This window comes from Limosilactobacillus panis DSM 6035 (genome assembly GCF_001435935.1).
In the GTDB taxonomy this organism is placed as follows: Bacteria; Bacillota; Bacilli; order Lactobacillales; family Lactobacillaceae; genus Limosilactobacillus; species Limosilactobacillus panis.
Map to the genome: position 1 here is coordinate 1 of NZ_AZGM01000083.1, position 14,844 is coordinate 14,844.

12 protein-coding genes are annotated in these 14,844 nt (G+C 50.1%); 11 read left to right on the forward strand and 1 reads right to left on the reverse strand.

The window, feature by feature from the left end; genetic code table 11:
- Positions 1–77: 77 nt before the first annotated feature.
- Complete coding sequence (gene cbpA, locus FD32_RS05875) at positions 78–716, reverse strand: cyclic di-AMP binding protein CbpA (protein ID WP_047770394.1); 639 nt, start codon at positions 714–716, stop codon at positions 78–80.
- 210 nt (positions 717–926) lie between these two features.
- Here cbpA and pth point away from each other — a divergent pair, with 210 nt between their 5' ends.
- The 11 genes from pth (at position 927) to lysS (ending at position 14,164) form a co-directional block, all read left to right on the forward strand.
- Positions 927–1,487: an aminoacyl-tRNA hydrolase gene (pth, locus tag FD32_RS05880; protein ID WP_047770396.1), complete on the forward strand. Its 561-nt coding sequence runs from the start codon at positions 927–929 to the stop codon at positions 1,485–1,487.
- Positions 1,488–1,505: 18 nt separating this feature from the next.
- The gene (gene mfd / locus FD32_RS05885) at positions 1,506–5,045 is read left to right on the forward strand and encodes a transcription-repair coupling factor (RefSeq protein ID WP_047770398.1); all 3,540 of its coding nucleotides are present in this window, start codon (positions 1,506–1,508) and stop codon (positions 5,043–5,045) included.
- A 14-nt stretch (positions 5,046–5,059) separates the two neighbouring features.
- Positions 5,060–5,326: an RNA-binding S4 domain-containing protein gene (locus FD32_RS05890; RefSeq protein WP_047770400.1), complete on the forward strand. Its 267-nt coding sequence runs from the start codon at positions 5,060–5,062 to the stop codon at positions 5,324–5,326.
- A 101-nt stretch (positions 5,327–5,427) separates the two neighbouring features.
- Positions 5,428–5,784, forward strand: coding sequence for an FtsB family cell division protein (locus FD32_RS05895; protein WP_047770402.1), 357 nt, complete (start codon positions 5,428–5,430; stop codon positions 5,782–5,784).
- An 82-nt stretch (positions 5,785–5,866) separates the two neighbouring features.
- Positions 5,867–6,361, forward strand: coding sequence for a S1 domain-containing RNA-binding protein (locus FD32_RS05900; protein WP_047770404.1), 495 nt, complete (start codon positions 5,867–5,869; stop codon positions 6,359–6,361).
- 4 nt (positions 6,362–6,365) lie between these two features.
- Complete coding sequence (gene tilS, locus FD32_RS05905; RefSeq protein ID WP_047770409.1) at positions 6,366–7,727, forward strand: tRNA lysidine(34) synthetase TilS; 1,362 nt, start codon at positions 6,366–6,368, stop codon at positions 7,725–7,727.
- A gap of 11 nt (positions 7,728–7,738) precedes the next feature.
- Positions 7,739–8,281: a hypoxanthine phosphoribosyltransferase gene (gene hpt, locus FD32_RS05910; protein WP_047770411.1), complete on the forward strand. Its 543-nt coding sequence runs from the start codon at positions 7,739–7,741 to the stop codon at positions 8,279–8,281.
- Between the two features lie 84 nt (positions 8,282–8,365).
- Positions 8,366–10,498: an ATP-dependent zinc metalloprotease FtsH gene (gene ftsH, locus FD32_RS05915; protein WP_047770413.1), complete on the forward strand. Its 2,133-nt coding sequence runs from the start codon at positions 8,366–8,368 to the stop codon at positions 10,496–10,498.
- 73 nt (positions 10,499–10,571) lie between these two features.
- The gene (hslO, locus tag FD32_RS05920) at positions 10,572–11,522 is read left to right on the forward strand and encodes an Hsp33 family molecular chaperone HslO (RefSeq protein WP_047770414.1); all 951 of its coding nucleotides are present in this window, start codon (positions 10,572–10,574) and stop codon (positions 11,520–11,522) included.
- Positions 11,523–11,629: 107 nt separating this feature from the next.
- Positions 11,630–12,640, forward strand: coding sequence for a tRNA dihydrouridine synthase DusB (gene dusB, locus FD32_RS05925; RefSeq protein WP_047770415.1), 1,011 nt, complete (start codon positions 11,630–11,632; stop codon positions 12,638–12,640).
- Positions 12,641–12,655: 15 nt separating this feature from the next.
- Positions 12,656–14,164: a lysine--tRNA ligase gene (gene lysS, locus FD32_RS05930; RefSeq protein ID WP_047770416.1), complete on the forward strand. Its 1,509-nt coding sequence runs from the start codon at positions 12,656–12,658 to the stop codon at positions 14,162–14,164.
- Positions 14,165–14,844: the final 680 nt, after the last annotated feature.

A 14,844-nucleotide genomic window follows, 5' to 3' on the forward strand; every position in this document is an offset into this window, starting at 1 on the left:
GAAAAAGTACCTCACAATCATTGGATCCTTTGTCCAACAATTATGGGGCACTTCATCTTTCCGCTCCTCTTTACTTTTTAATACTGATTATGGAGATCTTCAATTTCGGGGACCTTAAAGCCCTTCTTTTCCAACCGTTTAACCACCTTGATCATCTTGTCATGGTCGACGTTCGCCGGTAGGGTAAAGAGAACCTGCTTCATTGCCGAGTGCTCAGGGTCAAAGGAAATGACGTTTACAATCTGGCAGTAACGGGTAATTTCTTTGCTGGCGTTCATCAAAGAGCCCCGTTCGTCCGGAGTGGTTACGGTCAAAACGTAGCTGCCGTTGTTGACGTTCCACCCCGCAGCGAGCATCCGGAGCATGCTGTTGTGGGTGAGGATGCCATAGAACTGGTTTTCATCGTCAAGGACAGCGATGTATGGTAGGTCACGCATGGCGAAGAAGACGGAGAAAAATTCGGCCTTAATAGAGACAAACTTAGTGGCGTTCTTCAAAAGGGCGGTGACGGGGAGGGACATGTCACCGTTCCGGGACTTATGGCGGTAAAGGTGCATTTTATAAATGTTTCCCCGAAAAATGTGACCACTCTTATCGAGGACGGGCACACACCGAAAACCAGTATCCTCAAGCAACGCCAGGGCTTCACCTAAAGTGGCGGTCTCGGGCAGAGTCGTCAGGGTGTCTTTTTTCTTAATCAGTGAACTAAAAATCATTTTTAACTTCCTCGAATCCTATTTAATGCACTCCAATCATAACATATTTCGAAAACAGTATGAGAATAAAATGAGAAAAATTAGAGGACTCCACAGGATACCAATCGTTTTAGTTTTGGACGCTTCTACTGTATAATGATGAAGATATTATTGCTGGACGGGGGTTATTCCCGTGCGGCCTTTTTGTATTAAAAAGGGGAGAAAAACACAATGAAAATGATCGTCGGTTTAGGAAATATTGGCTCACGGTACGACGAGACGCGGCATAACACGGGCTTCATGGTGGTTGACCAGCTGGCCCTTGATTACCACCTTGGCGCCTTTACCCATTTAAAACAGGAAGCGGTGGCCGTCAGCGGAGTCATCAATGGTGAAAAGGTGATGCTGGTTAAGCCGACAACCTTCATGAACGATTCTGGCCGGGCAGTGGGCCCCCTTGTGGACTATTACAACCTCGACCTTAAGGACCTGGTGGTGGTCAACGACGACCTTGACATGCCGGTTGGTAAGGTCCGTCTTAAGACCCACGGGGCATCCGGTGGCCATAACGGATTAAAGAGCATTATCAGTGCCCTCGGTACGAAGAACTTTAACCGGGTCAAGCTGGGGATTGATCACCCCCAACACGGGACGGTCGTCAGTCACGTCCTGGGTAAGTTTACCAAAGAAGAGCGGCCTAAGTTTGACGACGCAGTTGAACAGGCCGAGCACGCGCTGGAAGACTGGATTAACGGGGAAGACTTTGCCAAGTTGATGAACGATTATAACTAAGAGAGGTGTAAAAGAGGAGTGCGTCTGGGAAACTTTATTGCCAAAACAAAAGAGTTTAAAAAGATTAGTAAGGAGGCAGTGCCCGGGAAGCGCCAGCTGATTACTGGCATTTCGGGTTCGGCACGGACAGCTGTGTTAGCGGAGTTGTTAAAGGACCGCCAACAGCCCCTCCTGGTGGTCACCGATAACCTGGGGCATCTAGAAGAACTAGCGGATGACTTCAGCAACCTGTTACCGGCGGACCAGGTTTTCAAATTCCCGGTCGAGGAGGTCCTGGCGGCCGAGGTGGCCACCAGTTCTCCAAACTACCGCCTTCAACGGGTCCAGGCACTGAATGCCCTCAGTAGTAACCGTCCAGTCGTCGTTGTGACCTCGGTGGCGGGGATGCGGCGGAACGTCGTCAGTCCCGCCTTCTTTGCCCAGGCGACCCTCCAGCTGAAGGTGGGCGGGGAAATTGATCCCGAAAAGGCCCGTCAGCAGCTGAGCGCAATGGGTTACCAACTGCAAAAAATGGTTTTACGGCCCGGTGACTTTGCTGTCCGGGGCTCGATCATTGACATTTACGCCCTGAATACGGATAACCCGGTCCGGGTCGACCTCTTTGATACCGAGATTGACTCCCTGCGCTACTTTGACGCCAGCACCCAAAAGAGTATCGATAATGTTAAGCAGGTCGAGATTCTACCCGCGACTGACTTGATTTTGCCACCGGCGGAGTTCCCCCGGGTAACGGCGGCAATTAAACAGGAGTATGACACCATCACAGCTGGGTTACAGGATGGCGATGAGGATATTACCCAGCAGGTTAACAACCGCTTTACACCGCTGTTGACGGCCTTAAAGGACCACCAACTACCAAGCGAACTACTGGAATTTGGCAACCTCCTTTACCCAACGCCGCACTCTTTGATTGACTACCTCGGTGACCAGGGAATCATCTATTTGGATGACTTTGCCCGCCTGAAGGACAGTGCCAAAAAACTGACGGATGAGGACCAGGGCTGGTTAGAGGACAAGGCTAAGTACCACCAGCTGACGAAGGTTCCCACCGTTGGCAATGACTTTGCCCAATTGGTACAGGCGGATGACCACGCCCAGGTCTTGGGGGCCCTGTTTAAAAAAGGGGTCGGTAACCTGACCCTCGACCAACTAACGGAACTCACTAGCCGGCCCATGCAGCGTTTCTTTGGCCAACTGCCCCTGTTAAAGAGTGAGCTGCAGCGCTGGCGTGACCAGGGGCAGACGGTGATTCTGATGGCGGCCAACCAGGAGCGTCGTAAACAAATTGCCCAGACGATGCGTGACTTTGATGTTCAGGTGACCGAAACAAGCACCACTGACTTAAGAGTCAACGTTGTCCAGCTCGTGGCGGGGAGTTTAAACAACGGCTTTGAAATGCCGGCGGCCGGCCTGGTAGTGATAACTGAGGGTGAAATGTTCAAGCAGGTCAAGAAGGGCCGCCACCGGCCTCAAAAGCTTACCAACGCTGAACGACTAAAGAGTTACACCGACTTGAAGCCTGGTGACTACGTTGTTCACGTCAACCATGGAATTGGGATTTTCAGTGGTATCAAGACCATGGAAGTTGATGGTGTTCACCAGGACTACATGATCATCAATTACCGAAATAACGCCCAGATCTTCGTCCCGGTTACCCAGCTTAACCTGGTGCAGAAGTACGTCTCATCAGAGTCCAAGCACCCCCGGATCAACCGGCTGGGTGGTAATGAATGGGCGAAGACCAAGCGGCGGGTAGCCTCCAAAGTTGAGGACATCGCTGATGAGCTGGTCGACCTCTATGCCAAGCGGGAAGCGGCCAAGGGGTACGCCTTCCCCAAAGATGACTACCTACAGAACCAGTTTGATGCTAACTTTCCGTATAATGAAACCCGCGACCAGTTGCGGAGCATAAAGGAAGTTAAGCAGGACATGGAAAAGCCCCGGCCAATGGACCGCCTGTTAGTGGGGGACGTCGGCTACGGGAAAACAGAAGTGGCAATGCGGGCAATCTTCAAGGCGGTCACGGGCGGCAAACAGGTAGCCTTCTTGGTGCCAACCACCGTTTTGGCCCAGCAGCACTTTGATACGCTGAGCAAGCGCTTTGCTGGCTTCCCGGTCAAGATTGCCCTCATGTCCCGGTTCAAGACGGGCAAGGAATTGAAGGCTGCTGATAAGGGTCTGGCCGACGGGACGATTGACATTGTTGTCGGGACCCACCGGATCCTGTCAAAGGATGTCCACTTTAAGGACCTCGGCCTAGTTATTGTTGACGAAGAGCAGCGGTTTGGCGTCAAGCACAAGGAACGACTGAAGGAATTAAAGAACAACGTTGATGTTTTGACCCTGACTGCGACCCCGATCCCCCGAACCCTGAATATGTCAATGCTTGGTGTACGGGACCTGTCCGTCCTCGAGACCCCACCAGCGGGGCGTTTTCCCATCCAAACCTACGTGATGGAGCAAAATGCCGGAGCCATTCGCGACGGTATCCTCCGTGAAATGCAGCGGGGAGGTCAGGTCTACTACCTCCACAACCGGGTCGGCGATATCGAAGAAACGGTGATGCGTCTTCAAGAACTAGTCCCGGAGGCCAAGATTGGTTACATTCACGGCAAAATGAGTGAAAACGAGCTCGAGACGGTCCTGTACGAATTTATTCAGGGAAACTATGACGTCCTGGTTACCACCTCGATCATCGAAACCGGGGTTGACATTCCCAACGTCAACACCTTGTTCGTGGAAAACGCCGACCACCTGGGCCTGGCCCAGCTCTACCAGATTCGGGGACGAATCGGCCGAAGTAACCGGGTGGCCTATGCCTACTTCATGTACCAGCCCAATAAAGTCCTGACCGAACTCGGTGAAAAGCGTCTGGCCGCCATCCGCGACTTTACCGAGCTCGGGTCCGGCTTCAAGATTGCGATGCGGGACCTGGCAATTCGGGGCGCCGGTAACATCCTGGGCAAACAGCAGCACGGCTTTATTGATTCCGTCGGTTATGACCTATACTCGGCAATGCTAAACGAGGCGGTTGCCAAGAAGCGGGGGAAGAAGAAGACCCAGCGGGCGGATGCCGAGGTCGAGCTCGGTGTCGAGGCCTACCTGCCGGACGATTATGTTAACGACCAACGGCAAAAGATCGAACTGTACAAGACAATTCGCCAAGCCCAAAGCGATGAGGAACTCCTCGACATTCAGGGGGACCTGATTGACCGCTTTGGTGACTATCCGGCAGCGGTTGGCAACCTGTTGCTGATTAGTAAGATTAAGCAGCACGCCGATCTGGCAATGATTGCGCAGGTCAAGCGGCAGCGCGATAACATCTTGATTACCTTCACAAAGGTTGAGAGTCACCTGATTAAGGCGCCGACGATCATTAAATTGCTGGCCAAGACCAAGTTCAAGGCCACCCTGGGAGAACAGGATGACCGTTTGACGGTTCGTCTGGTTATCCAGCCCAAAATGTCAACTGCTGATTGGCTGAACCAGCTTTCGAAGTTCATCACCGGGCTCAGCAATGAGGTTGCTGGTGATGGTAAAAAGGTAAGTAGTAAGTAAATGGAGGAATAATAATGCGATTAGATAAGTTTTTAAAGGTATCCCGGATTATCAAGCGGCGGTCAGTGGCTAAGGAAATTGCTGACCAGGGACGGATCCTGGTAAATGACATTCCAGCTAAGTCATCGACAAAGGTGAAGGTGGGCGACACTTTGACCATTAAGTTCGGCAATAAAACAGAGACGGTTAAGATTAACCGGATCGTGGAAACGACTAAGAAGAGTGAAGCCGAGGACATGTATGAGATCCTCGACGAAACCTATGCCGAGAATTTTGACTAGTTTTATAAAAAAATTGATATTTAATTAACATTGATGTGGACATTTGGTTGGCAACCTTGCTATACTTAAACTGTTATAAGTCAGTAAAGTGAGGGGAAATTATGAAAAAACGGACCGGTAACAAAGTTTCACAGCTTGATACGCCATACGTCCATAAGTTTTCAGCTGATCAGCAAAGACGGCAGTTTCATAAACGTCGCTGCCAGCGGATTATTATTGCCTTTTTGGTAATCTTTCTGGTTCTCGGGATCCAGATCGTTCGCAGTCGACGAACCCTTGCCAAGGTCAATAACAACATTGCGGCTTGTCAGACCGAGCTGAAGGACCAGCAGCAGACAAGCAGGCACCTGAAGTACCAGATTAAGTTGCTTCATGACCCTGAATACGTTCAACAGGTTTTGCGGGCGAAGTACAATTACTCAAAGAAGGGCGAAACCATCTATAATTTAAATAACTAGTTACTATTTCATAGTGGGGTATGTTATACTCATCTACAATAAATGATTAAATCAGACGACTTGAGGAGGATCCATTAGTTTCATGGCAATTGAAGTGGGAGCAAAGGTTTCCGGTAAGGTTTCCGGAATCACGAATTTTGGTGCATTTGTGGACTTAGATGATAACCAAACGGGCTTGGTACACATCAGTCAGATTTCTGACAAGTATATCAAGGACGTACACGATGTACTGTCAGTAGGGGATACAGTAACGGTTAAGGTAACCCGGATCGGTGATGATGGTAAGATTGCCTTGTCCATGAAGGACGCCGCTCCGCACGAACACCATGAACATGGTCACTATCATGGTGATAATCACCATGGCGGTTTTCACCATGATCACCGCAACAATGACTTCCATGGTCGGCAAAATAATTACCACGGTTTCAACGGTGGACACCACCACAATAATAGTCACCACCACGAAGACTTTAATGACATGCTGGCGGGCTATTTAAAGGAAAGTGAATCACGGCTTTCAACATTAAAGCGCCAGACAGATGGTAAGCGTGGCGGTCGTGGCGGCCGACGGAGCTAGCTTAATGATTAGCTTAGAAGAAAAATTCAAGCGGCACCTGCAAAGGCGCCGCTTTTTTAGTAAGCAGGATACGGTGATTGTGGCGGTCTCCACCGGGGTCGACTCGATGGTCCTCTTAACCCTCCTGCAGAAGCTCCCAGCCACGATGCGGCCCCACCTGGTTGTCGCCCATGTCAACCACGAGCTACGTGATCAGAGCGCGGTTGAAGAACAATTCATCAGGGACTATTGTGACCATCACCACCTGCAACTGGCCGTTACCCACTGGTCGCGCAGTGTTCACCCGGCAAGCGGAGTCGAGGCGGCTGGTCGGGCCTACCGTTACCGCTTCTTTGCTGACTTAATGAAGCAGCGAGGGGCCCGGGTGCTGGTGACCGCCCACCACCAAAACGACCTTGCAGAAACAATGCTAATGAAAATGGTCCGGGGTGGCCAATTGGACGAGCTGGTGGGAATTGCCGATCAGCGCCCCTTTGCCAGTGGTCAGCTGGTCCGCCCCCTTTTGCCCTTTGCCAAGCAGGACCTGGTTGATTATGCCCGGACCCAGGGGATTAAGTGGTTTGAGGACGCCACTAACCAGGACCTCGCCATTACCCGAAATCGTTACCGGCACGAGATCATTCCCGCCCTCCAGCGGGAAAACCCGCGTCTGCTGGACCACCTGACTAGCTACCATGAACAGTTACAGCAACTTTTGGACTGGCGGGACCGTTGGCTGGCCGACCAGTTGACGGTCATTAGCGAAGGGGAGGGGCTCAACCTTACTGCCCTCCACCGTTATGATCGGGCTGACCAGCGGGCCCTTCTCTTGGAGTGGTTGAAACAACGGGGCGTTTTGAACGTTAAGCGGGCCCTTTTGACCGCAATTGAGAAGTTACTGGCGGCCAAGGCGGCGCCCCAGGGACAGCTGACCTTACCGGGAGCAACTATTTTGCAGCGCCGGTATGATAAGTGCTTCCTGGTTTCCCGGAAGAAAATCGCGGTCCAGCGGCAAAACGCACCGGCGTCTGTGGTAAAATTGGGCCAACGATATTTTATCAATGCTAAGCAATATTTGATTGTGAATGCGGGCCCTAAAAAAGGAGCCGGGCAGGTAATGTGGCTTGCCCCTGACCAGTTCCCACTATCGCTGCGGCACTGGCAAGCGGTTGATTTCATCATTTTGAAAAACGGTGGTCACCAGAAGGTCCGCCGGGTGCTGATTGACCAGAAGGTTCCCCAACAGGTGCGGGACCGGCAGTTGGTCCTGGTCGATGCATTAGGCCAGGTGGTCTGGGTCGTCGGTCGGAAGTGGAGTTGGTTTACCCGGCCGGTAGACTACCGGCAGAAGTGGCAGCAGGTTGTGGTTAGCATTGAGGATAAATAAGGAGAAGGATTATGAACAACGATATTGAAAAGGTGCTTTACAGTGCGGATGACATTCAAGCGGCAATCGACCGGTTGGCCAAGCAGTTGACGGTTGAGTACCGGGATAAGAAGCCTTTGATTGTCTCGGTCCTGTCCGGGGCGGTCCTCTTTACGGTCGACCTAATTAAGAAGATGGACATCATGGCCCAGATTGACTTCATTGATGTGTCAACTTACTTTGGGGGAACGGCAACCACCGGCCAATTGAAGCTCATCCACGACATGACAGCCGACGTCAAAGGGCGCAACGTCCTGATTACTGAAGACATTGTTGATAGTGGACGGACCCTGGATTACCTGGTAAAGCTGTTGAAGAAGCGGGGGGCCAAGAGCGTTAAGACGGTTTCCCTCCTCAACAAGCCGGAGGGCCGGGAGTTTGACGTTAATGTTGAATATTACGGGTTCAAGGTCCCGAACGAATTCCTCGTTGGCTACGGTTTGGATTACAAGGGATACTACCGGAACCTGCCGTACGTCGGCGTTTTGAAGCTGTCCGTTTATAGCGAAGACTAATAGTAGCTATTTAATGGTCAAAGATTGTCAAGTATGCTATTATAGTTTGTACAATTAATTGTTGCTGGTAGATAGGAGGTTGTTATGAACAACAATCGGCGTAATAATAATTTTACTCATAACGTTCTCTTCTACGCAGTGATGTTCTTGTGTATCATGGGAATTGCCTACTTCTTCTTCGGTGGTAACCAATCCACTGGCCAAAGCAAGACAGTCACCCAAAGCGAGTTTATCTCTGAACTGAAGAGCAATAAGGTTAAGAGTGTCCAGCTACAACCGAATGGTGGAGTTTACAAGGTTACCGGGACTTACCGCAAGCCCCAATCTAATAATAGTAATGACTCCAATAACGGTTTTGCTTTAACCACGCAACGCAACAATAAGGTAAGTCAGTTCCAGAGTTCTGTCCTGGAAAGCGACGTTACGGTTAGTCAACTACAGAATTATGCCAACAAGCACAATGTTAAGCTGAGTACCCGGGCGGAGGAATCCAACAGCGTCTGGATGAACTTACTTTTAACCGTCCTCCCGCTGGTCATCATGATTTTCTTCTTCTACATGATGATGGGCCAAGCAGGCCAAGGTGGCGGCGGTCGTGGAGTAATGAGCTTTGGTAAGACAAAAGCTAAACCAGCAGATGCCAAAAAGAACAAGGTTCGTTTCTCTGATGTTGCCGGTGAGGAAGAAGAAAAGCAAGAGCTGGTCGAAGTTGTTGAATTCCTGAAGAATCCAAAGAAATTCACCCGGCTGGGCGCCAAGATTCCATCTGGGGTCTTGCTTGAGGGTCCCCCGGGTACCGGTAAGACCTTGCTTGCCAAGGCGGTTGCCGGTGAATCAGGAGTCCCATTCTTCTCCATTTCTGGTTCTGACTTCGTTGAAATGTTCGTCGGGGTTGGTGCCAGCCGTGTCCGGGACCTCTTTGACCAAGCTAAAAAGGCTGCCCCAGCGATCATCTTCATTGATGAAATTGATGCCGTTGGTCGCCGGCGTGGTAATGGTATGGGCGGTGGCCACGATGAACGTGAGCAGACGCTTAACCAATTGCTGGTTGAAATGGACGGGTTCCAAGGTGACGAAGGGGTCATTGTGATGGCCGCCACTAACCGGTCCGATGTTCTGGATCCTGCCTTGCTGCGTCCTGGTCGTTTCGACCGGAAGATCCTGGTCGGCCGTCCGGACGTTAAGGGCCGTGAAGCAATTCTGCGGGTTCACGCGAAGAACAAGCCATTGGCACCTGACGTTGACCTTAAGGAAATTGCCAAGCAAACCCCTGGCTTTGTTGGGGCCGACCTGGCCAACCTGTTGAACGAGGCGGCCTTACTGGCAGCCCGGCGAAACAAGACCCAGATTGACGCGGACGACTTGGATGAAGCTGAAGACCGGGTAATTGCCGGTCCAGCCAAGCACGACCGGGTTCAATCACCACAAGAGCGGAAGACCGTTGCCTACCACGAAGCCGGTCACACGATTGTTGGTCTGGTCTTAAACGACGCCCGGGTTGTCCACAAAGTCACGATTGTACCGCGTGGGCGAGCCGGTGGTTACGCAATTATGCTGCCACGGGAAGACCAAATGCTGATGTCCAAGAAGAACGCCGAAGAGCAGATTGCCGGTTTAATGGGTGGTCGTGCGGCCGAAGAGCTGATCTTCAAGTCCCAGTCTTCGGGTGCTTCTAACGACTTTGAACAGGCAACCCAAATTGCCCGGGCAATGGTTACCCAGTACGGGATGAGCGACAAGATTGGCCCTGTTGAACTGCAGAGCTCCGGTCAGGTATTTACTGGCCAGGGTTATGACCAATCAACTTACTCCGAGAAGACGGCGGCCTTGATTGATGAGGAAGTTCGCCGGATCCTTAATGAGGGTCACGAACGGGCCCTTCACATTCTGGAGACCCACCGCGAGCAGCACAAGGTAATTGCTGAGGCCCTGCTTAAGTATGAGACCCTTGATGAAAAGGAAATCCTGAGCTTGTACAAGACCGGGAAGATTCCAGAAAAGGCCCATGCTGAAGCAAATGAAGAGGCCCATGCCCAAACTTTTGAAGAATCAAAGCGGGCACTGGAACGGCTCGAAGATGAAAAGCGGGAAAACAAGGCTAACAATAATGAGTTACCAAGTGACGAAAACGCCGATCAATCTGATAAGCCAGATACTCACGAGGGCCCATCTAATGACGAGGACCATTCGGATGATCATTCTGACCATCAAGAATAATAAAATGATAAAATGGGAGTGACTGAGCCGCAGGGCTGGTTCTCCCATTTTTTATTGCGAGGAGGAATTAATAATGAAATCAACGGATTATTTAGTAAAGAGTATGAGTAAGGATGGCAAGTTCCGGGCATACGCCGTCAACGCTACCCAGTTAGTGGAAAAGGCCCACGAAATTCATGACACCTGGAGCGCTTCATCAGCAGCTCTGGGCCGGACCTTAGTTGGGACCCTCCTGTTGGCTACTGCCGGTCTGGAAGGTGAGGCCGGAATGACGGTCAAGATCCAAGGAAACGGCCCGGTTGGCTACATTGTTGCCGACGGGACGGCCAAGGGAACAGTAAAGGGCTACATGGGCAACCCCCACGTAAACCTGCCGGCTAATGCTAAGGGTAAGATTGATGTAGCGGGCGCGGTTGGTAAGAAGGGAACCCTCTCCGTTACCAAGATGGCTCCTGGCGACAAGACACCTTACACCGGGGAAGTCAACCTGGTCTCGGGTGAGCTAGGTGATGACTTTACCTACTACCTCGCCCAGTCAGAACAAATTCCGTCGGCGGTGGGCCTGTCTGTTTTTGTTAACCCGGACGACAGTATCAAAGTTGCCGGTGGTTTCATGATTCAGGTCCTTCCTGGTGCCAGTGACGAGGAAATCACGAAGTTGGAAAAGACACTTAAGGGGCTGCCACTCGTTTCGGAAATGCTTCGTGACGGGGATACACCCGAAGACATTCTCAAAAAGATCTTTGGCGACCAACTGAAGATCCTGGATACCATGCCTGTCCGCTACGAGTGTGACTGCTCTAAGCAGCGCTTTGCCCGGGCCCTGGAGAGTATTAGCACGGCTGACCTGAAGAAGTTAATTGATGAGGACCACCACGCGGAGACGGTTTGCCAGTTCTGTGGTAAGAAGTACGAATTCAGTGAGGAAGAACTGCAGTTAATTTACGACAAGAAGGTTGCCGATGCCGAGGCCGATAAGGAAATTGCGGAAAAGGAAAAGCAAAATAAGGATCAGAAAAAGTAGTTACTTGGTTAGCAACCGGTGGATGTGCTATGATGGTTGAGTTATCGAACTATATCTAAGTGCAATTGGAAGCCAGCTCTGTTGCACGTGAGCAATGAGGTGAATTTATGAAGTGGAAAATTGGCAACGTTGAGATTCCCAATCAGGTTGTCGTGGCACCGATGGCGGGGGTAACCAACTCGGCCTTCCGGGTCATCTGTAAGAAGTTTGGTGCTGGTTACGTGGTTTGCGAAATGATTTCGGACCGGGGAATCATGTACCACAACAAGAAGACCTTGAATATGATGAATGTTGACCCGAGCGAACACCCGATGGGAATTCAAATCTTCGGGGGAACAAAGGAAACGCTAGTTGAAGCTGCCAAGTACGTTGACCAACACACGGCGGCGGACGTGATCGACATTAACATGGGCTGCCCGGTAAACAAGGTGGTTAAGACCGATGCGGGGGCCCGCTGGTTACTTGACCCGGATAAGGTCTACGAGATGGTCTCCTACGTTACTGACGCCGTCAAGAAGCCGGTAACGGTGAAGATGCGGACCGGCTGGGATGATAAGCACATTTATGCCGTCCAAAATGCCCTGGCCGCAGAGAAAGCCGGGGCGGCAGCGATTGCAATGCACGGTCGGACCCGAAAACAGATGTATACGGGACACGCAGATTGGAATATACTAAAAGAGGTTGCTGATCAACTGACGATCCCGTTCATGGCTAACGGTGATATTCGGACACCGGAGGACGCCAAGAAGGTCCTTGATATGACCGGTGCAACGGCTGCAATGATTGGCCGAGCTGCGATGGGGAACCCATGGATGCTGACCCGGACCGAACACTACTTGGAGACCGGTGAATTGTTACCGGAAGCGACTGCCGAGGAGAAGATTAAGATGGCTAAGGACCACCTTAACCGCTTGATTGACCTCAAGGGTGAATACATCGGTGTGCGTGAGTTCCGAGGCCTTTCAACTTACTATTTGAAGGGAATTCCGCGCTCAGCACGGGCCAAGGCGGCCTTAGTAGAAGCCGAAACGCGGCAGGAAATGAACGATATCTTTGACCGCTTTGCTGAACAGACAGCAGAACGGGAGAGCAGAAGATCAACTAAAGAAGCTCAATAAGAGGAGGAGAATTCTGTGTCACAAGAACTAGATCAGATGCGTGTTCGTCGTGAAAAGATGGAAGAATTAAAAGAGGCGGGGATTGAACCCTTTGGCCGGCGCTTTAAGCGTGATCACCTGGCCCAAGATCTGCACGACAAATATGACAAGTATGACAAAGAAGAATTAAATGAAATGGGCGAGATGGTTACCATTGCTGGGCGGATGACCCGGAAGCGGAGTAGTGGTAAGGCTGGTTTCGCTGATTTTGTTGACCGGACGGGTAAGATTCAGGTCTATGCACGTAAGGACATGGTGGGGGACGAACCTTACCATATTTTCAAGCGGGCTGATATTGGTGACTTCCTGGGGATTTACGGGGATGTCATTAAGACCAACACTGGCGAATTGACTGTGCGGGCCCACAAGATTACCTTCTTGTCCAAGGCCCTGCGCCCACTCCCGAACAAGTGGGAAGGGGTTACGGATCCCGAGACGATTTATCGTCAGCGTTACCTTGACCTGATTTCTAACCCTGAGAGCTTTAAACGTTTCCACCAACGGACAGCAATTATCAAGGCTGTGCGGAAGTACATGGATGACCATGGCTTTACTGAAGTGGAAACCCCAATCTTGAACACCCAGGCTGGTGGTGCTAATGCCCGGCCGTTTATTACCCACCACAATGCCCTAGACATTGACATGTACCTACGGATTGCAACCGAATTGTACCTGAAGCGGTTGATTGTCGGGGGCTTTGAAAGGGTTTACGAATTAGGCCGGATCTTCCGGAATGAGGGGATGGACCCGCACCACAACCCTGAATTTACGACAATGGAAACCTATGCCGCATACTTTGACTTCCATGATGTAATGGACGAAACGGAAGGAATCGTCAAGGCAGCTGCCAAGGTTGTATCCGACGATGGGAAGATCACTTACCAGGGACACGATATTGACCTGGGTGGCGACTTCAAGCGGATCACAATGGTTGATGCCGTTAAGGAAAAGACGGGGATTGACTTCAGTGACAAGTCCATGACGGACGAAGATGCTAAGAAGCTGGCAGAAGAACACAAGATTGAATATAAGCCATACTGGACTAAGGGACATATCCTGAACGCCTTCTTTGAAGAATATGTGGAGGATACCCTTATTCAACCAACCTTTGTTTATGAATACCCAGTTGAAGTTTCACCACTGGCTAAGCGGAACAAGGATAATCCAGAAATGACTGACCGCTTTGAACTGTACGTTGATGGGAGCGAACTGGGGAATGCCTTCAGTGAATTGAACGACCCAATCGACCAGAAGAAGCGGTTTGAAATGCAAGCGAAGGAAAAGGCTAACGGTAACGATGAAGCTGAACCAGTCGACTTAGACTACGTTCAGGCGTTGGAATACGGGATGCCGCCAACGGGTGGACTCGGTATCGGGATTGACCGGCTGGTAATGCTGCTGACTGATGCTAAGTCGATTCGTGATGTCATTCTCTTCCCAACCATGCGTCCGGAAAAGGAAAAGCAAAACGGTAAGAAGAAGTAAAATCATCAAGGCTTGACGATTGGCCTTGTAGGATAAAGTGAATACCACTTTAGCGTAAAAGATTCGCACCTAGTTTACTTAGGTACGAATCTTTTTTAGGTTATAAAAGGGTATTACATGAACTGCGGTACTAGTTCATAGTATTATTCCTTAACCGGTGGACAGTCTACCGGCTATTAGCAAAAATCAATATTAGTAATATGTTGGGGTAACGGAGAGACACATTCGTCAACATATCCGAAAGCACTAAGGTAACGAGGAGAGGGTTAGATAGAAAATGAAACCGGACATTCTGAAAGAAACATACTCCTTAGTCCTTCTTTTGAGATTAAATATGAACAAAAATAAATGTTTAATAATGGAAGTTCGTTGTTTAAAAATAGTTGAATTTATTTCTAATTATTTGTTGACAATTAGTTGATATCTCGGTATAGTTAATAACGTTGTTTGAGACGTTAACAATTGATTGCTTCAAATTGGAAATCAAATTTATTGTTGACAGTTTCTCGGCAACATGATATATTATAAAGGCTGCTTGTTAACGAGCTGACTTAATTAATTAAAATTAGTTGTTGACTTTAATAAGCAGATTTGATAAAATATTAAGCGTTAGTTAACTGCTTAGTTAGCTAACTGGTAGACCTTTGAAAACTGAACAAAGTTTCGACGAATCAAATGTG